The 18,555-nt window shown below is 39.2% G+C and carries 21 protein-coding genes; 10 read left to right on the forward strand and 11 right to left on the reverse strand.

Annotated elements, in window-relative coordinates; translation table 11 throughout:
* Positions 1-65: 65 nt before the first annotated feature.
* A complete protein-coding gene (locus HDF25_RS10225; RefSeq protein WP_184624658.1) occupies positions 66-1,271 on the forward strand; it encodes an MFS transporter in 1,206 nt (401 codons plus the stop codon).
* An 11-nt stretch (positions 1,272-1,282) separates the two neighbouring features.
* On the opposite strand, the gene HDF25_RS10230 is transcribed toward HDF25_RS10225, so the two are convergent.
* The 3 genes from HDF25_RS10230 to HDF25_RS10240 are packed head-to-tail and all read right to left on the reverse strand — an operon-like array spanning position 1,283 to position 2,919.
* Positions 1,283-1,735 carry a hypothetical protein gene (locus HDF25_RS10230; RefSeq protein WP_184624659.1) on the reverse strand — a complete coding sequence of 151 codons (453 nt, stop codon included), beginning with the start codon at positions 1,733-1,735 and terminating at the stop codon, positions 1,283-1,285.
* 2 nt (positions 1,736-1,737) lie between these two features.
* On the reverse strand, positions 1,738-2,463 hold the full coding sequence (locus tag HDF25_RS10235; protein ID WP_184624660.1) for a hypothetical protein: 726 nt from the start codon (positions 2,461-2,463) through the stop codon (positions 1,738-1,740).
* Between the two features lie 30 nt (positions 2,464-2,493).
* Entirely contained in the window at positions 2,494-2,919 is a 426-nt protein-coding gene (locus HDF25_RS10240; RefSeq protein ID WP_184624661.1) for a hypothetical protein, read from the reverse strand.
* Positions 2,920-2,958: 39 nt separating this feature from the next.
* On the opposite strand from HDF25_RS10240, the gene HDF25_RS10245 reads away from it, so the two are divergent.
* Entirely contained in the window at positions 2,959-3,480 is a 522-nt protein-coding gene (locus HDF25_RS10245) for a GNAT family N-acetyltransferase (RefSeq protein ID WP_184624662.1), read from the forward strand.
* On the opposite strand, the gene HDF25_RS10250 is transcribed toward HDF25_RS10245, so the two are convergent.
* On the reverse strand, positions 3,458-4,177 hold the full coding sequence (locus HDF25_RS10250) for a hypothetical protein (protein WP_184624663.1): 720 nt from the start codon (positions 4,175-4,177) through the stop codon (positions 3,458-3,460). The two genes, HDF25_RS10245 and HDF25_RS10250, sit on opposite strands and share 23 nt — an antisense overlap.
* A 171-nt stretch (positions 4,178-4,348) precedes the next feature.
* Here HDF25_RS10250 and HDF25_RS10255 point away from each other — a divergent pair, with 171 nt between their 5' ends.
* The gene (locus HDF25_RS10255; protein ID WP_184624664.1) at positions 4,349-6,766 is read left to right on the forward strand and encodes a TonB-dependent receptor domain-containing protein; all 2,418 of its coding nucleotides are present in this window, start codon (positions 4,349-4,351) and stop codon (positions 6,764-6,766) included.
* Here HDF25_RS10255 and HDF25_RS10260 read toward each other — a convergent pair whose 3' ends face one another.
* Positions 6,767-7,777, reverse strand: coding sequence for an AraC family transcriptional regulator (locus tag HDF25_RS10260; protein WP_184624665.1), 1,011 nt, complete (start codon positions 7,775-7,777; stop codon positions 6,767-6,769).
* Positions 7,778-7,932: 155 nt separating this feature from the next.
* Here HDF25_RS10260 and HDF25_RS10265 point away from each other — a divergent pair, with 155 nt between their 5' ends.
* Positions 7,933-8,331: a nuclear transport factor 2 family protein gene (locus HDF25_RS10265; protein ID WP_184624666.1), complete on the forward strand. Its 399-nt coding sequence runs from the start codon at positions 7,933-7,935 to the stop codon at positions 8,329-8,331.
* Positions 8,332-8,368: 37 nt separating this feature from the next.
* Here the strand turns inward: HDF25_RS10265 and HDF25_RS10270 are convergent, their stop codons facing one another.
* The gene (locus HDF25_RS10270) at positions 8,369-9,328 is read right to left on the reverse strand and encodes an MBL fold metallo-hydrolase (protein ID WP_184624667.1); all 960 of its coding nucleotides are present in this window, start codon (positions 9,326-9,328) and stop codon (positions 8,369-8,371) included.
* Positions 9,329-9,352: 24 nt separating this feature from the next.
* Entirely contained in the window at positions 9,353-10,723 is a 1,371-nt protein-coding gene (locus HDF25_RS10275) for a hypothetical protein (RefSeq protein ID WP_184624668.1), read from the reverse strand.
* A 227-nt stretch (positions 10,724-10,950) separates the two neighbouring features.
* Here HDF25_RS10275 and HDF25_RS10280 point away from each other — a divergent pair, with 227 nt between their 5' ends.
* Complete coding sequence (locus tag HDF25_RS10280; protein ID WP_184624669.1) at positions 10,951-11,175, forward strand: hypothetical protein; 225 nt, start codon at positions 10,951-10,953, stop codon at positions 11,173-11,175.
* 264 nt (positions 11,176-11,439) lie between these two features.
* Here the strand turns inward: HDF25_RS10280 and HDF25_RS10285 are convergent, their stop codons facing one another.
* Positions 11,440-12,903: an AAA family ATPase gene (locus HDF25_RS10285; RefSeq protein ID WP_184624670.1), complete on the reverse strand. Its 1,464-nt coding sequence runs from the start codon at positions 12,901-12,903 to the stop codon at positions 11,440-11,442.
* 52 nt (positions 12,904-12,955) lie between these two features.
* Between HDF25_RS10285 and HDF25_RS10290 the strand changes: the two genes are divergently transcribed.
* The 3 genes from HDF25_RS10290 to coaD are packed head-to-tail and all read left to right on the forward strand — an operon-like array spanning position 12,956 to position 14,784.
* Positions 12,956-13,789, forward strand: coding sequence for a DUF3822 family protein (locus HDF25_RS10290; protein ID WP_184624671.1), 834 nt, complete (start codon positions 12,956-12,958; stop codon positions 13,787-13,789).
* Positions 13,780-14,319, forward strand: coding sequence for an RsmD family RNA methyltransferase (locus HDF25_RS10295; RefSeq protein ID WP_184624672.1), 540 nt, complete (start codon positions 13,780-13,782; stop codon positions 14,317-14,319). The genes HDF25_RS10290 and HDF25_RS10295 overlap by 10 nt, the downstream gene beginning before the upstream one ends.
* A 3-nt stretch (positions 14,320-14,322) precedes the next feature.
* Positions 14,323-14,784, forward strand: coding sequence for a pantetheine-phosphate adenylyltransferase (coaD, locus tag HDF25_RS10300; protein ID WP_184624673.1), 462 nt, complete (start codon positions 14,323-14,325; stop codon positions 14,782-14,784).
* Here coaD and HDF25_RS10305 read toward each other — a convergent pair.
* Positions 14,759-15,403, reverse strand: a complete 645-nt coding sequence (locus HDF25_RS10305; protein WP_184624674.1) for an NUDIX hydrolase — start codon at positions 15,401-15,403, stop codon at positions 14,759-14,761. The genes coaD and HDF25_RS10305 overlap by 26 nt on opposite strands.
* 258 nt (positions 15,404-15,661) lie before the next feature.
* Here HDF25_RS10305 and pyrE point away from each other — a divergent pair, with 258 nt between their 5' ends.
* Together pyrE and HDF25_RS10315 are read left to right on the forward strand one after the other, a co-directional pair.
* Positions 15,662-16,324, forward strand: a complete 663-nt coding sequence (gene pyrE / locus HDF25_RS10310; protein ID WP_184624675.1) for an orotate phosphoribosyltransferase — start codon at positions 15,662-15,664, stop codon at positions 16,322-16,324.
* Position 16,325: 1 nt separating this feature from the next.
* Positions 16,326-16,724, forward strand: a complete 399-nt coding sequence (locus HDF25_RS10315; protein WP_184624676.1) for an SRPBCC family protein — start codon at positions 16,326-16,328, stop codon at positions 16,722-16,724.
* A 61-nt stretch (positions 16,725-16,785) separates the two neighbouring features.
* Here the strand turns inward: HDF25_RS10315 and HDF25_RS10320 are convergent, their stop codons facing one another.
* Positions 16,786-17,592 (reverse strand): endonuclease/exonuclease/phosphatase family protein, encoded by an 807-nt coding sequence (locus HDF25_RS10320; protein WP_184624677.1) that lies wholly within the window; start codon positions 17,590-17,592, stop codon positions 16,786-16,788.
* Between the two features lie 13 nt (positions 17,593-17,605).
* Positions 17,606-18,520 carry a DMT family transporter gene (locus tag HDF25_RS10325; RefSeq protein WP_184624678.1) on the reverse strand — a complete coding sequence of 305 codons (915 nt, stop codon included), beginning with the start codon at positions 18,518-18,520 and terminating at the stop codon, positions 17,606-17,608.
* Positions 18,521-18,555: the final 35 nt, after the last annotated feature.

Genomic DNA, 18,555 nt, shown 5'->3' on the forward strand with positions numbered 1-18,555 from the left:
CCTACGCCTTAAAAACCCCTTAAATTTGCAGCACCATCTCAAAAATCAGTTGAGATTTATATATTATGCAAACAGATACAATTGCGGATTCTTCTTCCTCAAAGATTCGTTTAACAATAACAGGGTTCGTTACTTTCACTTTTCTAGGCTACTTTACCATAGGTTTATCACTGGCTGTCTTGCCGGTTTTCATTCATCAGCAATTGGGTTATAGTGCAATGATTGCTGGTATCGTTATCAGTTTACAATATGTCACTACTTTTCTCTTCAGGGGCTATGCCGGTAATATTGTAGATAAAAAAGGGCCTAAACCAGCTGTTTTATTGGGGATGATCGGTTTTGCCATAAGTGGTATTTTACTGGTTGCCTCCTATATGCTGAGAAGCACACCGGTACTGAGCCTGGGGATGCTGATCTTAACCAGGTTAATCACTGGTTTTGGAGAAGGCCTGATTGGCGCAAGCCCTGTTAACTGGGCTATTCTTGCTGTTGGAGATGAACATACCGGGAAAGCAATTTCTTTTAATGGTATTGCCAGTTATGGTGCTCTTGCAGTTGGTGCGCCTTTAGGAGTCATTCTTCACAATGCTTATGGAATTGGCAGTATAGGCATTCTGATTGTCCTTGTAGGGATCATTGGTTTCTTCTATGCCAAAAGCAAAATCGCTTTGAAAGGAAATACCAAAGAACCTCGAAAACCTTTTCTTCAGGTACTCAAAACAGTGGCACCTTATGGAATGTGTCTCGCTCTTGGAGGTCTTGGCTTTGGTACCATTTCTACCTTTATCACTTTATATTATGCTTCCTTAAACTGGACAGGTGCTGTTCTATGTTTATCTGTTTTCAGCTTACTGTTTATCCTTGGCCGCATTATTTTTGGCCGCTCTATAGAATTATATGGCGGAATGAAAACAGCCATGGCCTGTCTTGCCCTCGAATCAATAGGTTTATTCATCCTGTGGATGGCGAATGTCCCTCACCTGGCCCTGATTGGTGCAGGGATTACCGGACTGGGTTTCTCCCTGATTTTCCCGGCTTTAGGCGTAGAAGCGGTAAAACTCGTCCCCGCCTCTAATAAGGGTGCCGCACTTGGTGGTTATGGTCTGTTTATTGATTTATCACTCGGCCTAACCGGTCCCTTAGTAGGAGGTGTAGCCAGTCATTTTGGAATGTTATATATCTTTCCTTTTAGTATGACAGCTGTGTTTATTGGTTTTCTGTTATCCGTCTTAATTTACTCCCGTCAAAAAGTAGCATTTTCCAATACTTAAACGCTGATGGATCAATGTTTAAATATTGTATTTTCCTTTACATAATCGATATCATAAGGGTCTACCACAACTCCCAGATCACCAGTATAAACTTTATTGCCTCTGCTATAATGATAGAATGCAGTCTTTTTATCAGAATCAATAATCACCTGATCTCCTTTTTGAATTCCATAAGGAACATGAAGGTATATCTCCGCCTTCCCATCCTTAATTTTATATGGATATCTCCCGTGTTCTAGCACTGTATCTCTGAACTTACCCGTCTTTACACTATCGACATTCAATAAAAGGATACCAAAACTATGATTGGAAGAGGTCTTTGTATCTACAAGTTTCCCTCTGATTACAAGATCATTTTGCATGACGCGATCAATGATCTCCATACGTTTTTCAGCTGCATGATTACAATAAGCTACCAGAGAAATAAACCCCGCTAATAGTACTACCCAATATATATATTTCATCCTTAGTTTTTTAGTTTAAGATAGGTCCCGGATAACGTTGCATTAAAACCAAATTCACAACCTCCCAATTCATCATCAGAACCAATCACCAGGAATCCATTGAAAAAAGTAACCTTGAATCTGCAACTCTTATTAACCTCAATAATCATTTCGTTATTCTTTAAAACAGCAGTCCCAGATGCATCTGCCATATTCCTCCCAGGATCGCTGGTTACCGAACCAATTTCATATCCATAAGTATTACCCCGGAGTTTCTTAATGGTGATTCCACCCTGATATCCTTTTTCTCCATATTGATAATTATATTTTCCGGTAATATCAGTTGCCGGGAAAACAACCTGTTTGACCTGTCTGTTGTCTTTTAAAATCAGGCTGAGAGGATATACTCCATCAGACTTTGTAGAACTCCACTCTCCTTCAAACTTATCTCCATTCAGTTTTCCATAAAGCACACCGCTTATATTTCCATCCTTTCCAAATTCGCATAAAGTATATTTGTCCTCCGCATCCTTGCTTCCAATAATCTTTATAGGTAAGTGAGATTTGGTATTTAAATAGTGTATCTCTCCTATCACAGTAAGACCAGAAACTGTGAAATCGAGGTCAACCGGGATCTTTTTATTGATCGTCCCAGTCCAGCTGAACCTTTTCAATTCAACCGGGGTTTTCTTTTCCTGGGCATGACAGACCCCAATGGTAAACAGTAACAGGAATAATAAATTTTTCATTGGCACATAATTGTTTTATAGATGTTAGAATTAAACAGTACCAGACGATAGTTGTTTCAGGTAATTCCTGAAAAAGAAAAATTGCAAAACCATCAGTCCGGCATGGAATAAAATCCCGGTATAAAAGTATTGATTAACCTGATTTCCTTGTTTTCCGTAATCATTAATCATAAAAATACCAGCTATGATAAAAGGGGGTATGATAAAGCTAAGAAAGGATAAAAGATAATTATCTCTGATTTTCTCCTTTAAATTGAAAAATATCAGACAAGAAAATATGGTCGCATTCAATATAGCGAACAAACAACTCCCGGTATAGAAAACAACAAAAAGGCCAAACATCTTATTACTGCCCTTTATGGTATAAACCAACCAGAAAAAGATAAAAACAGACAATAAACTATAAGCAAGTATATTGTAAAATATGATATGCAGTAACTTTTTTTTAATGGACATTTTTTAACTTGCCTGATAAGAATCCGCAAAATACAAAATATGTCAGAGACTGAAAGATTACTACTCAAACGGCCAGACAATAATGATTTAAATAGTCTTTTTGAGATTTACGGAGATCCCCGGACGAACCTGAGTAATCCATCCGGGCCATTGGCCGACCTGGAAAAAGCTGCTGAAGTATTACATCGCTGGATAACACACTGGGATACAAACAACTTTGGTATGTGGGCAATTACGACCAAAGAAAATCCGGACCTGGTTATAGGATTTGGCGGACTCTCCTTGAAAAATTATGGTATTGCAGAACGCCTGAACCTTGGTTATCGCTTTGCAGTCGATGCATGGGGAAAAGGATATGCCACAGAATTAGCCCTTGCCAGTCTGGATTATGCGTTCCATCAACTCCATCAACCCGCAGTTTACGCAGTAGTACGACCTCAGAATACGACCTCGATAAAAGTACTGGAAAAAACTGGCATGCTCTTATCAGGAACACTGGACGATGTACCTGGTCAGCCGCAGAGCCTGGTTTATCAGATTAATAATCCTTCCCTTTTTTGAATTCTTCAAACGACTTTTTGATATAACCATGCAGGTCGTAATCTGCCCATTTCTTCAACTGTTCCGCATCAGGCCAGTACGCCGTTTTAAAATCCTCGAGGTCTTTCTCCTTAATCGGAACAATATTTTTGATGACCGTATTATTGAACCGGGCTGATACATCACTATAAGCCACTTCTCTTGCGGAAAGTTCACTCAGTCTTCTTGCTCTTTTCCCGTCTTTACTAAAACGTTCATATAAATACGTTAACGGACTGCCCCCTATTGGGGACAGCAGACCTAAAGGAGGTTTTCCCTTATAAAAGATTCCCTTATCCCGATAACCTGCTTCAGTTTCTTTCAATCCCTGCTTTACAGACTGACTAGTAATTTTCACTTCATCAAGTTGATTAACTGAAGGCCGGAGATAAACCACCAGGTTGCTAAAGCTACTTACAATCAACTCTTTGTCCTGGTAACCGCTATGCGTAATCGTTAGTGTATCACCCGTCTGGGCCAATATATCAAACAAACCAAAATTATTAGTCGTATTGGTGTACCCCGTTCTTTTATTGTAAACGGCGGCTCCACCTACTCTCGTTTTAGTACCCACCTGAAAAATCACTCCATTCAACATCTTTTGCGACTGTGCCCTGACGCCGGTGAAAATTGTCAGCAACATAAACAGAGGCAGAATTTGTTTATAATTTACTTTCATGACTTAAAAATAAGTACAAAAGGAAATGTTTTCCCCAATTTAACACTCTTTAACCAAGCATGTTAATTACTGTTAACAAAAAACATTGCTTATCTGTAACATCCTTATCGCTGAAGTTGTATCTCCCTCCTTTTTTTTATACATTTATAGCTTCCCCAAATATAAATTCTATTGAAATCTCTAATTACGATTGCACTCCTACTGCTAATCAATGGCAGTCTTTCAGCTCAGTTTAAACTTTCAGGTACTGTACACGATAATTTGAATCTCCCCTTACCCTATGCGGGAGTTACCTTGTCCAATTTAGCCAGTCATCAGGTACAGACGATGACCACAGATAGTGCAGGTTTTTTTAGCTTTAATCAAATAAAACCTGGTCAATATCAGCTCAACAGTTCCTATACCGGATTTCAGCCCGTAAACCTCATTCTTTCTCTTCAGGCTGACACTTTAATCAAACTCCAACTGATTCCTGCTGAAAAACAACTCAATGAAGTAACAGTTACTGCAACTAAGGCCATGCTGACTAATAATAAAGAGAAGCTGACCTACAATGTATCCAGCAGTATTACTGCCACCGGAACGGATGGACTGACAGCAGTGAGTCAGGTACCAGGCGTGAAGGTGAGTAACAATGAAATCAGCAGTGCAGGGAAAGGACAGCTTAAAGTAACGATTAACGGACAGCTTGTGCAGCTTACCGGTCTTGACCTGATGCGTTATCTGAAATCGATGTCTGCCAGTCAGATTTCAAAAATAGAACTCATTAAAAATCCTTCAGCCAGTTATGATGCTGACGGGAATGCGGGAATCATCAATATTGTCACTAAACAAAGTAAAAAACAAGGTTATTCCGGGAACGTACAATTTAATGCCAAACGCTGGATTCATGATCAGAAGACAATTTATGGCACAAGTAATTATTATGCGCTTAACGGGGGTGCAAACCTTTATTACAACTCAGAAAAATTATCAGTTTATGGTAATCTGAATTTAGATCAGGACCATCATCTGGAAGGATTCCGAACTGATATCTATTATCCTAAACAAACCTGGCTCCAGTCGGACACCGGAAATTATACTTATAAAAATATCAATCTGATTGCTGGAGCTGATTATAAACTCAGTCCGAAAACCAGTATAGGTTTCTCTTATCTGGGAGGACGTAATGTTTACGACGGTTCTGACCACGTGAATAATCCAATTTATAACAGTTCGGGGAAACTCGACTCTACCTTAAAAACCTATGCAACCTATCATCCGATAGCCAATAGTAATTCGGTCAATATGCACACGGTTATTAATTTTGATACTACCGGCAAGAAGCTTTTGCTGAATGCCGATTATTATAATTACTACCGGACTGACCGCTCAGATTTTGAGAGTAACAGTTACCTGCCGGGAAATTCTACACCAGTGAATGACACACGCTATTTTGACACAAACAAACAAAATATCAATATATACACATTTAAGGCAGATGCAGAACTACCTACCCGATACGGTGCATTAGCATTTGGCGGTAAATTAAGTTTTATCAATAATTACAGTAATGCCTTTTATTATAAAAAGATCAATGATAAAGACCTGATATATGATACCAATCTCAGTAATGAATTTGACTACCGTGAAAACACACAATCCCTGTATGCAAATATCAGTCAGGAGAAAAATAAATGGAAATATCAGGCCGGACTGAGAGCAGAGATCACACAAACCAAAGGGTATTCCTATACTATCAATCAAACGACAAACAACAATTATGTTAAACTGTTCCCTTCCCTGCTGATCAGTTATCAGGCTGGCCAGGATGATAGTTTTTCATTCACTTACGGGAAACGGATCAACCGACCGTCCTTCTGGAACCTGAACCCATTTAAATCACTTTATACAGCTTATAGCTACGGACAGGGTAATCCCTACCTTCAGCCAGAATACAATAACAACTTCGAATTATCACATACTTACCGGAATAACCTGACATCTGCCCTCTTTTTAAACATCACCGATAATGGATTTAACAGTGTAACAATTGCCAGGCCTGACACCAATCTGGTTTATACAACACCACTTAATTTTATCAAAACCTATCGGTATGGCCTTACGGAAAGTTATTCTTTAAAACTGGTTAAATGGCTCGAAAACAACAACCAAGCTACTTTTTTTCATACCAACGCCTATTCAGACAACAGTAGTTTCAATAATATCAAGGGTTATGGCCTTTATTTATCGACCAGCAATACTGTTTATTTCAATGAGGATAAAACCTTTGCCGCAGCGGCAAACTTCTGGTACCAGTTTCCCGAAATTGATCATATCGGAAGATCTGGTACAAGTTATAAACTGGATCTTGGATTAACGGCCCTGGCCTTTCAGAAGAACCTGAATATCACGCTGAATGTAAATGATGTTTTCAAAAGCAGCGCAACGAATGTAACCACCTATGTAAATGGGATTAAACAGAAATTCACCAATTTTCAAATCAACAGATATGCGCAATTAAGTCTGAGCTACCGTTTCGGAAATAAACAAACAAAAAGTAAAACCCGTGAAACAGGAAATGCAGATGAGCTGGGCAGAAACCATTAATCAGTTATAGTTTTTCTGATAACTGCCTGGCGTAATCCCTGTCCAGCGCTTAAAAGTCCGCGTGAATGCACTCAGTTCATTGTAGCCTAACAGATAAGAAATTTCCTTAACGGGATAAGTCCCTTCTTTCAGATAATTGATCGCTAATGTCTTACGGACATCATCGGCCAGTTGCTGAAAGTTGATTCCTTCTTCTTTTAATTTACGTTGTAAAGTGCGTGCGCTCACATTAAAATTCGATGCAATATCCTCCAGTGAAACTATGCCCAGATAAGAATTAGCCAGCAGATAGTTCGTAATACGGCTGTGTAATGTTTGTTTTTCCAGAGCTGGCATATCCAGCTTCGGAGTTATTTTCTGCAACAATATATGCTGCAATTCATAATTAGCCGTAATAATCTGTTCATTCCAATAACTGAGATCAAATACAATGGCATTTTCAACGACACTGGTCTCCGGACAACAGCGCATCACCCGTTCAAATTCATCCATATCAGCTATTGTCGCCGTATAACTGACAGCCAAAGGCTTTATCTTTTTAAGCATCAGCCCATCAAGTTCATGGATCACAAATACCATCAGCAAATCAAGTGTCTGTACTGCTGAAACTGATTCTTCCCAGTCAGTCAGAAGCGGTACGAACCGGACTATAAAATCCTGCTGCCGTTGCTGCACTTCTAATTTAAAAGCTGTTGTAATCAGATGGGTCAAAGAGGCAGCAACAGTTAATGCCTGACCTACTGTTTCGCTCGTCTTAATAATTTCACCTACTATACCCAATGCAGAGAGCTGTAAAGACTCGCCAAAATGCAATCCGAACAACTGATCCTTACTTAAATGAATTACATTAAGCCAGAGATCACTGAGCTGTTTCTGACTGAGTGGTGAGCTATCATCCAGTAAGCCATCCATAGTAATATTTGATAAACGGCATAAGGTATCAGCTGGTATATCTCTTTGTACCGCATAACCTATTAAACCCAATACCAGTTTCTTAAGCTGATCTTCCATGATTTTTAATTATCTGGTACTAAGATAATCGTATCTGCGGAGCAAAAAGAAGATTGGCGTAAAATGGTAATTCTCTGTCGCTTTAAGGTAAGCTATCCCCCCTCTTTTAAGAGGATATTTGTTTAACAACAATTCAAAAAACAAATTATAAGAATATGAAAAATCAAGCTAAACAAGTAGTTACTGAATTCCTGAATGCAGTAAAAGAAGTAAACACAGAAAAATTAGGTCAGTTATTACATGCTGATGTAGAATGGATCCAGCCAGGAAACAACCAGCTTTCAGGATTAAAAAAATCAAGTGGGGAAGTTTTCCAGATGGTTGGCAAAATGTTTGAATTATCGGCAAATACGATCAGGTTAACTGATGTTAAATCAATAACTGTTACTGGAAACCGGGTAGCCTGTCTGCTGGAATGGAAAGCTACCGAACCATCGGGTAAAATACTGGAAGTAGATAATATCGATGTGTATACTGTAGAAGATGGTAAGATCATCGGTGCCGAAGTCTTTTCATCCGATGTAGCTCATGAAGATCATTTTTGGGGTAACTAATCAAATAAGCGCAGGCTAAGGCCTGCGCTTATTTGATTTAAAACATCAATGCTTTACCTTGTTCCGGGAAGACCAGTTTCAAACCCATGGTATTTGTTTTCTTAAGTTCATTAACCAGATATAACTCTTCCTTATCCCAGGCTTTCATATGCGTAATTACAACTGACACTTTTTGCAAAGCACTGATTCCGGTCAGCTTACTTAGTTTTGTTAATTCGGTCATCAGCAGTTTCGGTGTTAAGTGTCCGAATAGCTGAGATTCCGGCTGCTTATTGGAAAATGAAGTTTCAATAAAAATAGCTTTCAGTTGATTTTTAACTATCAGAGGGGCTATCTCTTTCCATAGTTTTTCCAACTGCGTATTTTTCTCTATTTCGTCCGCACCAGTATCTCCCAGATACAACAATGCCGCGTCCTGATGGCTGATTAAAAAAGCGGTACTTTCATAAGCAGGTCCATGACTTAAAATAAAAGGAACAACCTGCATTTCGGTTCCTTTGAGGTCTATTTTCACCTTCTCTTCCAGATGAACATAGGTATATTTATTCAAGCGTGGTGCCTCGCCCTCATTGGCAAAATTAGCCCACGCTTTCCATGTAAAATATTGAGCTCTCAAAACCTCAATGACCGAAGGAAGTGCATAAATATTTTTGGCTGAATCGTCGGGAGAATTCATAATCAGACCTGCTACATGATCCAGGTGAGCATGCGAAACCAGGTACCCTTTGATGTTATTTTTCAAAACTTCATCAGCAGGGCCTTTAAAAAGTTGATTTTTAATAGCAACATCGAGCCCGTGTCTGATCGTTCCTGCATCAGCACAGATGAAATTATTACTCCCGGCTGGAGCTATCATATAGGATGACAAATTGCTTTCGTCCAATCCTCCTTTAACCCCCAGCGGAATTACCTTAAAGGAGTTTTCTCTTGTTTGCTGTGCATAACTGATACTAAAACCTGATAAAAGCAGCAGCAGGAAGTAGATTTTCTTTTTCATGATTGAGTATAAATTTTATATATTCTAAGGGGCACCGACGCCCTTAAATAAAGAGTGGAAATTTATTTTATCGGCAACAGCCTGATTAGATGACGCCTTATATATATTTCCATAACTTTTAAACGTAGTACCAGAGCCATTATAATTAATCATATCGGTTGTTTTCTGATTTGGTCTGTTCAACTCAAAACCCAGGTTATTATAATATTCAACCGGGCCTAAAGTGTTATAAAGATCCAGCAGCTGGCCTTCCCACTCTCTGGAGGTATTCAGACTCCCAACTGTATTGTTATATACTTTAGTCTTTGCCGGAGATACCCTGCGAGGATATTTCGCCAGGTATTCCTGAATTTCGGGTGTGGCCTGAACCTCAAAAGCTCCGTATTTATAACTTTGCCAGACTTTGTTATTGTATATGCTGACTGTTTTCATCTCAGAACCATAACTGATCAGCCAGGCTCGGATAGCGTTTCCCTGGTGATTGGTCACTTTATTATCGTGAAATGAACCATTACCAACTATATGCCATATCCCATTATGATTACCAGAAGCAGCCTTACCATCTGTCAGGCCGACATTTACCTGATCAACCACATTATCAGCAATTTCATAATCCTGCCCCGCAGCTATCCAGACCACGCTTCCCAGATCAGGACTGTTTTTCACTTTACAGGAAATCATTTTAAATCCTTCCATCAGATTGATAATCCCTGCCTCACTAAACCCTCCGTCAGTAGAAAATAGTCTGCTGATATGCTCCCCATGCAATCTTTCAAATTTGAAATTTTTGGATGCCGAAGCAGGTGTGCCATCGTAAATTCCATTATAACGGTAACTGATCACAAAATCAGTGATATTCCTGAATACCATATCATGAAGGTAAACATCATTGCTAAATCCTGAGATCTCTATTCCCTTACCCTCTTGGTTTTCGATAGTCAGGCCCCAGATCTCTACCTGGTTCAAACCATCTTCCACATCCAGTTTTCCACCAGTCAGCTTCACTCCCGTCGCATCTATCTTCACATGATCAGCCTTTTTAATATTGATATAACTATAATTCCCTGGTTTGATCCTGATCTGCTGATTTTTTAAAACATCAAGCATCAGCGTTCCCGAGCCAGTACCAACTAAAGTAAAATTACCAGGAACATGATGAACAGCTATTTTAGCAAATGGTTGTCTGGCAGGAGGGACTTTTCCTTTCTGTAAAATAGCCCTGTCAAAAACTTTATTATAATCCAGGGAATTCAGATCGGGCGTCCCCTTATAAATCGTACCATCTTCGCCACTAAAGGTGACCTGATAGGTATCTGGATTTACTTTTATGTAATATTTCTTATGCTCTCTTACAATAAATGCTGGCTGAGCAAAAGAATGTAAGTTTAAGGCCATCAATAAGATGCAAAGATGAAAGAATCTCAATTTATATTTTTAGTTTTATAATTGCTTAACATTTTTTCCGGTAATTCCAGAAAGAATAAATACTTATATCATAATCATCTATTCGTAACAAAAGTGCATAAATTAAGACTAATATCCTGTAACTCTATGTTAAGAAATCTGATCATGGCAAGATTCCTGTATAATGTTACCATAATCATTTCTATTAACTCAAACCTATGAGAAGTCTAAAAGTCAATATCGAAGAAGATGTGTACAGTGTACTGCAACCTATTACCACTATCAACCTTTACAAAATAGTGCACAACAAGGGTTCTTTTGAAATCACAAGGAGCAGACACAGCGGTGAATGGAAGGTTTTAATCCAAACTAATCATTCTGTAATCTTACCCGTTGCCCCTATAGGGAAGGCAATTGAGGAAAAATTCGGAATAGTGAACTAGATCATAATCAATAATTTAGCAGCGATTTTATTCCCCAAACTGTCCGTCAGATTGCTCATTTTGTATTTTTAATAACCAGGTAACAATTTATATTTATTACCTTCACCAAAAAAAATAATATGACTATTTGCACAGTTTTAGGAAATAAAGAAGTTACAATCATTGTTCTTGTTTTAAGCTTTATTATCGCTGCTTTCGCGGTATATTTTTCTTTCTTCAGAAAACGCGATACAAGCGACGCAGGACAGCACTAAGTTGTCCTTTTTAGTCCTGGAACTGCCCATCGGAAGGATCACGGAATAAATTCTGCGCGAAATTTACCAGAAACAACTGTTGTTTGGCTCTGGTAATCGCGGTATATAACCAACGCAGAAACTCCAGGTCAATCATTTCTTCGGTCAGGTATCCCTGGTCTACAAATACGGCATCCCATTGCCCCCCCTGTGCCTTGTGACAGGTTACGGCATAAGCAAATTTAATTTGCAGGGCGTTATAATAAGGATCTTCCTTAATGGCCAGCATCCGTTCCCGTTTGTTTGTTATATGCTCATAATCTTCTGCCACCCCTTCAAATAATTTTTTACTGTCTTCATAAGACAAATTAGGTGTTTCAGCCTGCAAAGTATCCAGCATCACCTTACAAGTGATCTGTCCTGCATCAGGATAATCCATAAATTCCACCTGCACTTCCGAAAAACGAAACCCATACCTTTCTTCTTCATTCCTGACCCTGACAATCCTCGCCATATCGCCATTGGCAATAAAAGAAGTTGCTTCATTATCAGGCAACCAGAAATAATTATTACGAACCACCATAATCTGATCCCCTCCGGTGAGTTCCTCTTCACGATATAATAACCTGGCTCTGATCTGCTGATTGTAGACATTTGCTGATTTATTGGAACGGCATACAACCAGCGAATTTTCAATATCAAATTTCCGGTAAGCATATTCCAGGCCTTCTACCAGTTTAACACCTGTCATTCTGAAAATATCCTTATACCCCTTAGTAAAGAACTGAGGGAGGGCCATCTTTTCATCACCGCTTCCTTCAGCTATAGTCGAAATATGTGTATTGATCAGATCACGCAGCATGGAAGCATTGGCCAGGATACCTGATTCCCTTCCCTGGCGGACCACTTCACGAAGTTCAGTTTCATAGACCTTTAATCCAAAGTTCTGCGCTACATAAGCTTTATTCAATGCAGGTGAATCCAGGCTGCCTACTGGTGGTAATTGTGCGGTATCCCCAACAAAAAGTACAGCACAGTTCTTTCCATTGTAAATAAACTCCATCACATCCTTTAGAAAAGATGAACCGTTCCGGGTATTCCACTCATCTGCAATCATAGAAGCTTCATCTATGATAAATAAAGTATGTTCCGCAAGATTCGGAGCGAGCTGAAAAGACATATCCGTAGATACAGCAGAGCGTTTTCTATAAATCTTTTTGTGAATGGTTAAGGCTGTCCTGCCCGAATAACTGGTCATCACCTTAGCTGCACGTCCCGTTGGAGCAAGTAAAACCGACCTTATCTTAAATTTAGGCAAAACGCTGACTAAGGCCGCAACCGAAGTAGTTTTACCCGTACCGGCGTATCCTCTGAGAATGAAACACCTGTTATCCAGCTCTCCAGCTAAAAATTCAGCCATCTGACTGCAGAAAACAAGCTGTTCCGCAGTAGGTTGAAATTGATAAGACTGAGCTATTATTGAGGCTTTATCCATTTTACAAATATGCAATGGTGTGGTTATAGAAAAAAGAATTAATTTTGCTAAGATGAACAATAGTAAAAACAGCATTTTATTAGTGGATCCGGAATTTGATCCTAATACTGCCTCAGACTGTAATTTGTTGTTAAAAATTACTGGCGATAGTTTTTCTTATGCTATAATTGACAAACACAGCAAACAGTTAAAGGCCGTTTTTGATCAGCAGGAATGTGAGGATATCAATGTTGAACTGGCTACTGTCTTAAAAAAAGACAGCTATCTGAATCTTCCTTTCCGGGAAATAAAGGTATCTGTATACACGCCAAATACTATTGCCGTTCCAAATGAATTCTTCTGCACCCAGGATTTAAATGCCTATGCCAATTTTTTTAATGAAGAGCAATCAGATACATTGTATACACGCTCTTTTGCCCGGTTTGGCTTTACCTCTGTTTTCAACCTTGAGAAATTTGCAGAACAGACCTTAAATACTTTTTTAGCCAGTGCTGCACGCTACGAGCAGAATGCACCGGTTTTAGCACTGGGATCAGGCATTGAGCACACTGCTTTATTACTGGATTTCACAACCGGCTCTTTTAATGCCTTATTACTGGATGAAGGAAAAATGCGTTTCCAGAATACCTTTCAGACCGAAAATCCGGAAGAGTTCAATTATTTCCTGCTTTTATTAATCCAGGAATTACAACTGGACGCCAAAAACCTACCTGTACTAGTCAGTGGAATTATTCATCAGCACGATGGTTACCATACCTGCCTGCATAAATATTTCAACCACATCCATTTTAACCTTCCCCCTGCTGGTGATATTGATCATGCTATCTTAGATGATATGCCTGCACATTATTACAGCAGCCTATTAGCTCTTGACCTATGCGTATAATCGGCGGTAAATTAAAAGGTATCCGCATGAGTGCGCCTGCCAGTCTCCCAGTAAGACCTACAACAGATATGGCCAAGGAGGCACTTTTCAATATTCTTTATAATACTTATGATTTTGATAGCTGCAAAGTCCTGGATCTATTTTGTGGCACCGGGAATATCAGTATCGAGTTCGCTTCAAGGGGAATCCAGGAAGTGACCGCGGTAGATAAACATTCGGGTTGTATCTATTGGATCAAATCTGTTATTGAGAGATACGAACTGAATGAAATACAATTGCAGAAAGCTGATGTGTTCAAGTTCCTGGAGCAACATACAAAACGCTACCAGATTATTTTCGCCGACCCTCCTTATGATCTGAACAATATACCCATGATCCCACAGCTGGTTGCCAAAAACAAACTACTGACTGAGAACGGTTTACTGGTCGTAGAACATCCATCCTTATTAAAATTAAAAGATCAGCCTGGATATACAGAAACCCGCAGATATGGGAATTCTTCTTTCAGCTTTTTCAACTATACTCCCTAGACTATGAAAATAGCCCTGTTTCCGGGTTCATTTGACCCACTGACCATTGCACATGCCGATATTCTGAAGCGTGCCCTGCCTTTGTTTGATAAAGTAATTGTAGGTATAGGATTGAATAGTTCCAAACAAAGTTTTCTGTCAGGCGATGTCCGGATGGAAATTGTAAAAGCAGTGTTTGCAAATTATCATAATGTGGAGGTCCAGTCTTATGAGGGTTTAACAGTAGATTTCTGTAAAAAAATTCATGCTACTTATATGATACGTGGTATCCGTTCAGTAGCCGATTTCGAATATGAAAGAGCTATTGCACAGATTAATCAAACAATGATGCCAACTGCTGAGACCATATTTATTCTGAGTAAACCTGAATATTCCGCTATCAGCTCCACCATAGTACGGGATATTCTCCGTAACCATGGTGATGTAACGCCTTTTCTTCCTAAGGAAGCTTTGTTTTTTCTTTAGTACTTTTCTCTTTGATGAGTTTGCCTGCTTTCAGTACGTCGACGATCGAAGGGTAGGTGTTTTTAAGAACAGGCTTCAGATCTGAAGCTGCAAGCCATTCCGCTTTAGTGATGCCTTCTTCTTTTTGCGGGATGAGCTTAGGTGACCCTTTAACAGTCATTTTGTACCAGTTAGTTCTCTTCAGAACCAGTTTTGTTCCCATTTCATAGATATGATAGGTTTTACATAACTTTTCATCATTCGTCAGGATTTTCACGCCACATTCTTCTTCAACTTCCCGTTTACCTGCTTCTTTAAGCCCTTCTCCTTTTTCTACTTTACCTTTTGGCAAATCCCATTTTTTATTTCTGAAAATAAACAGGTATTCGTCCTTCGCATTCATCACCAGTCCACCAGCGGCTTTGATCACTGTTAAACCTCCTTTTATTTGTTGAAAAAGTGATTTGGGATCATCAGTAACTAATTCATATTGTTTTGCAGAGAATTTATTTAAACCTTCGTAGAAAGTTTCAAAGTTAAATCCGTTTTCTTCCAGATGCTCAACAGGTTCTGTTTGTGACCAGCTTTTATTCGTGATCAGTAGTGTATTATCGTTTATATAAATTCTATAAGTTTTCATTGGCCTGATATTTACATTACTAAGTATGAAAATTCGATTTTCAACTTTAGTTCAGGAAATAAAAGTATAAAAATTCTATACGATACAAAGAGGAATCGCTTATTATTTACTTTTAGAGCCTGTTTAAAATTCGTCTGCTCATTTTAAACAGGCTCTAAATCCTAATCTTTTCTAATTATCACATTGAGTATCAATTGGTGGCAAAAAAAGGACAAATCCTTTCTAGAATTAAGGTATTATTTTGAGTAATTTTGGAGCATGTATAATAAAAGTGATATTGAATTAAAGGTAGCTGAATTTTTACTTCAAATTAAAGCAATAAAATTACAGCCGAATAACCCCTTTACCTGGGCATCAGGCTGGAAATCTCCAATTTATTGTGATAATAGGGTGACCCTTTCCCATCCGTCAGTACGAACATACATCAGACAGAAACTTACGCAACTGATACAGGAAGAATTTGGTTCTGTGGATGTAATTGCCGGAGTTGCTACTGCAGGTATCCCGCAAGGTGTGCTGGTTGCTCAGGAATTAGGATTGCCTTTTGTTTATGTAAGAGCGAAAGCTAAAGAACATGGAACTGGCAGTCTGATTGAAGGAGAAATCATCGAAGGTCAGCGCGTAGTAGTGGTAGAAGATTTAGTTTCTACCGGAAAAAGCAGCTTACAGGCAGTACATGCCTTGAAAAATGCAGGATTATCTGTTGCAGGTCTGGTTTCGATCTTCACTTATGGCTTTGATCTGGCCGAAGAGAATTTCAAAGAAGCCAAATGTCGTTTTGCAACCTTATCAAATTATAATACCCTGATACAATACGCTGCTGAAAACAGTTTTATTGCACAAAGTGATGTGGATATACTGAATCAATGGCGCAGAAACCCATCCGAATGGGGACAGAATTTTGACGAAAATCCAGCATAAAATGACCGTTATCGAAAGTACCACCATCGTAAACCAGCCGGTTGAGAAAGTTTATAATTTCCTGGCCGATATGAACAATGTTCAGCAGTTAATGCCTGAAAACATCTACAACTGGTCTTCTACTGTAGATGAAGCGAGTTTTACCATTCAGAATATGGCTAAACTGGCTATCAGGATTTCCAGCCGCGTGCCTAACCAGGAGATCATCGCGATCCCTTCTGAGAAAGCTCCTTTCGATCTGGAATTGAAGTGGACAGTAGCAGATAATGGGGATGGTACAACAACAGCAACTCATATCATTTCAGCAGATCTGAATATGATGATGAAAATGCTGGCTGCGGGACCTTTAAAGAAATTAACAGATCACCAGACTGCAAGGTTAAGTGAAATATTAAAGTAAACGTCTGTTTAAAGAGCATAAAAAAAGAGCAAATGATTTGCTCTTTTTTTATGCTCCGATTTTAAATCATTGAAAACTTCAGAAAAACGGGTACATGATCTGAAAGCTTTCTCGCCTCTTTTAAATCTTCGAATGCGGCATAAAAAGGAATAATTCCAGCGTCAATTAAATTCACCTTAGCCTGATTATAGAAAAAATTATCATAAGCCGAAGCCAGACAATTTCCGTTAACACATCTTTGTTTGAGTGAAGTTTTCTGACCTGTAAATGCCGGAGGGTATCCCGCATTCTTCAACGGATTCCACACCGAATGAGACTCAGGCAGATTGAAATCCCCGCAAAAGATCAACACATCCGAAGGATAACTTTCAGGGAAATATTTCAGGTATTTAATCTCGGTTTCCGGTTGCTTTGACTTGGGTATCGCATGCATTGTAACCAATGTAAATTGTTTTTTCCCTAACCGGAACCTTGCAAAATAAGGCTCCCTGGTAATTTCCAGATTATATTTTTTCTCCAGCCAGGCCTCTCCTATTTTTTCTGTACGGCTGGTCTTCCAGATAAAAGCATAACGCTCTTTACTGTATCTGTCACTCGAAGTTCCATGACTGATCGTATAATCCCATTTAGTACCAGTTCTGTTCAGCGCATCGCTGAGGCGGGCAACAGCCTGTGGCCCACCTGGCCCGGCTACGACTTCCTGTACAGCAACTATATCACAGTTTTTTAACGTTTGGGCAATGAAGTCTATTTGTGTATCGGTCTTGGATTTCCCAAAGTCTTTTAAGTTCCAGGAGCAGACGGTTAATGTTTGCCCAAAAACAGAAAACGAAAAAAGAAGGAAAACCGTTATTATATATCTTTTCAAATCGCAGCTATCTCTATAAATTTACGGGTACTGGTTTCTTCTTTAAATTCTGCACATTCATTAATACAATGGCACTGATAATCATTAAAATCCCCACCCATTGCAGAAAATTAACTGGTTCTTTTAATAACACATAGGCAAACATCACAGAAACCGGCAACTCTACCGAGGCGACAATTGTTCCCAGGCTGATCCCTGTATGTGGCATCCCACTGGTAAAAAGCAGTGGAGGTAAAATAGTTCCAAAGAAAGCAAGAAATAATCCCCATGGCCAGAAAATGCCAAAGTTAAAATTCGAGTAAGAATTAGTACAGAAGATCAGTACAATAGCGACCAATCCACCGGCCAATAACCACAAGCTCCGTTTTAACGGTCGCATATGCGTTGCAATACTATTGGATGAGTATAAAGAAACCGTATAAGAAACTCCCGCAGCCAGTCCCCAGGCTACCCCTCTCCAATCCAGTTCATGTACATCCGAGAAAATATTTGTAGCCAATGCTGTTCCCATCAGTACAATTACCGTTGCCAGGATCTTTCTCCCGGTAGGCATCTTTTTATCTATTACAGCTTCCAGTAGTAAACCCATCCACACTGATTGCATCAGCAGGACAATGCCTACAGAAACCGGGATATACTTCACAGCGAAATAATAAAAGACACTGGTCAGCCCCAGTGAGGTTCCACCAAACATTAATTTTAAAATAGATCCCTTTTCTTTCTGTCCCTCTTCTTTAGCTTTATCTTTATTTTTGATCAGTATATTTAATAAAAGTATACCAGTAAATCCGATCGTAAACTGAGAGGTAGTGACCTCAGCAGTATTAAATCCATGTTCATAAGCCAGTTTAACTACAGTTGCCAGCGCGCCGTAACTTGAGGCGCCAAGCCCTACCAATAAGGCGCCCTTTAGTAAGTTCTTCTCCATTATATTGTATTCGTATTAATTTTCATTCAATTTTA

It is taken from the genome of Pedobacter cryoconitis (genome assembly GCF_014207135.1).
Lineage (GTDB): Bacteria > Bacteroidota > Bacteroidia > Sphingobacteriales > Sphingobacteriaceae > Pedobacter > Pedobacter cryoconitis_D.

Excerpts from the sequence above, each read along its gene's own strand:
- HDF25_RS10295 (WP_184624672.1), top strand. The coding sequence starts at position 13,780 with ATGCGTATAATCGGCGGTAAATTAAAAGGTATCCGCATGAGTGCGCCT.
- HDF25_RS10290 (WP_184624671.1), top strand. The coding sequence starts at position 12,956 with ATGAACAATAGTAAAAACAGCATTTTATTAGTGGATCCGGAATTTGAT.
- HDF25_RS10270 (WP_184624667.1), bottom strand. The coding sequence starts at position 9,328 with ATGAAAAAGAAAATCTACTTCCTGCTGCTGCTTTTATCAGGTTTTAGT.
- HDF25_RS10245 (WP_184624662.1), top strand. The coding sequence starts at position 2,959 with ATGTCAGAGACTGAAAGATTACTACTCAAACGGCCAGACAATAATGAT.
- coaD (WP_184624673.1), top strand. The coding sequence starts at position 14,323 with ATGAAAATAGCCCTGTTTCCGGGTTCATTTGACCCACTGACCATTGCA.
- HDF25_RS10275 (WP_184624668.1), bottom strand. The coding sequence starts at position 10,723 with ATGGCCTTAAACTTACATTCTTTTGCTCAGCCAGCATTTATTGTAAGA.
- HDF25_RS10325 (WP_184624678.1), bottom strand. The coding sequence starts at position 18,520 with ATGGAGAAGAACTTACTAAAGGGCGCCTTATTGGTAGGGCTTGGCGCC.
- HDF25_RS10315 (WP_184624676.1), top strand. The coding sequence starts at position 16,326 with ATGACCGTTATCGAAAGTACCACCATCGTAAACCAGCCGGTTGAGAAA.
- HDF25_RS10285 (WP_184624670.1), bottom strand. The coding sequence starts at position 12,903 with ATGGATAAAGCCTCAATAATAGCTCAGTCTTATCAATTTCAACCTACT.
- HDF25_RS10235 (WP_184624660.1), bottom strand. The coding sequence starts at position 2,463 with ATGAAAAATTTATTATTCCTGTTACTGTTTACCATTGGGGTCTGTCAT.
- HDF25_RS10280 (WP_184624669.1), top strand. The coding sequence starts at position 10,951 with ATGAGAAGTCTAAAAGTCAATATCGAAGAAGATGTGTACAGTGTACTG.
- HDF25_RS10240 (WP_184624661.1), bottom strand. The coding sequence starts at position 2,919 with ATGTCCATTAAAAAAAAGTTACTGCATATCATATTTTACAATATACTT.
- HDF25_RS10305 (WP_184624674.1), bottom strand. The coding sequence starts at position 15,403 with ATGAAAACTTATAGAATTTATATAAACGATAATACACTACTGATCACG.
- HDF25_RS10225 (WP_184624658.1), top strand. The coding sequence starts at position 66 with ATGCAAACAGATACAATTGCGGATTCTTCTTCCTCAAAGATTCGTTTA.
- HDF25_RS10250 (WP_184624663.1), bottom strand. The coding sequence starts at position 4,177 with ATGAAAGTAAATTATAAACAAATTCTGCCTCTGTTTATGTTGCTGACA.
- HDF25_RS10230 (WP_184624659.1), bottom strand. The coding sequence starts at position 1,735 with ATGAAATATATATATTGGGTAGTACTATTAGCGGGGTTTATTTCTCTG.
- pyrE (WP_184624675.1), top strand. The coding sequence starts at position 15,662 with ATGTATAATAAAAGTGATATTGAATTAAAGGTAGCTGAATTTTTACTT.
- HDF25_RS10265 (WP_184624666.1), top strand. The coding sequence starts at position 7,933 with ATGAAAAATCAAGCTAAACAAGTAGTTACTGAATTCCTGAATGCAGTA.
- HDF25_RS10260 (WP_184624665.1), bottom strand. The coding sequence starts at position 7,777 with ATGGAAGATCAGCTTAAGAAACTGGTATTGGGTTTAATAGGTTATGCG.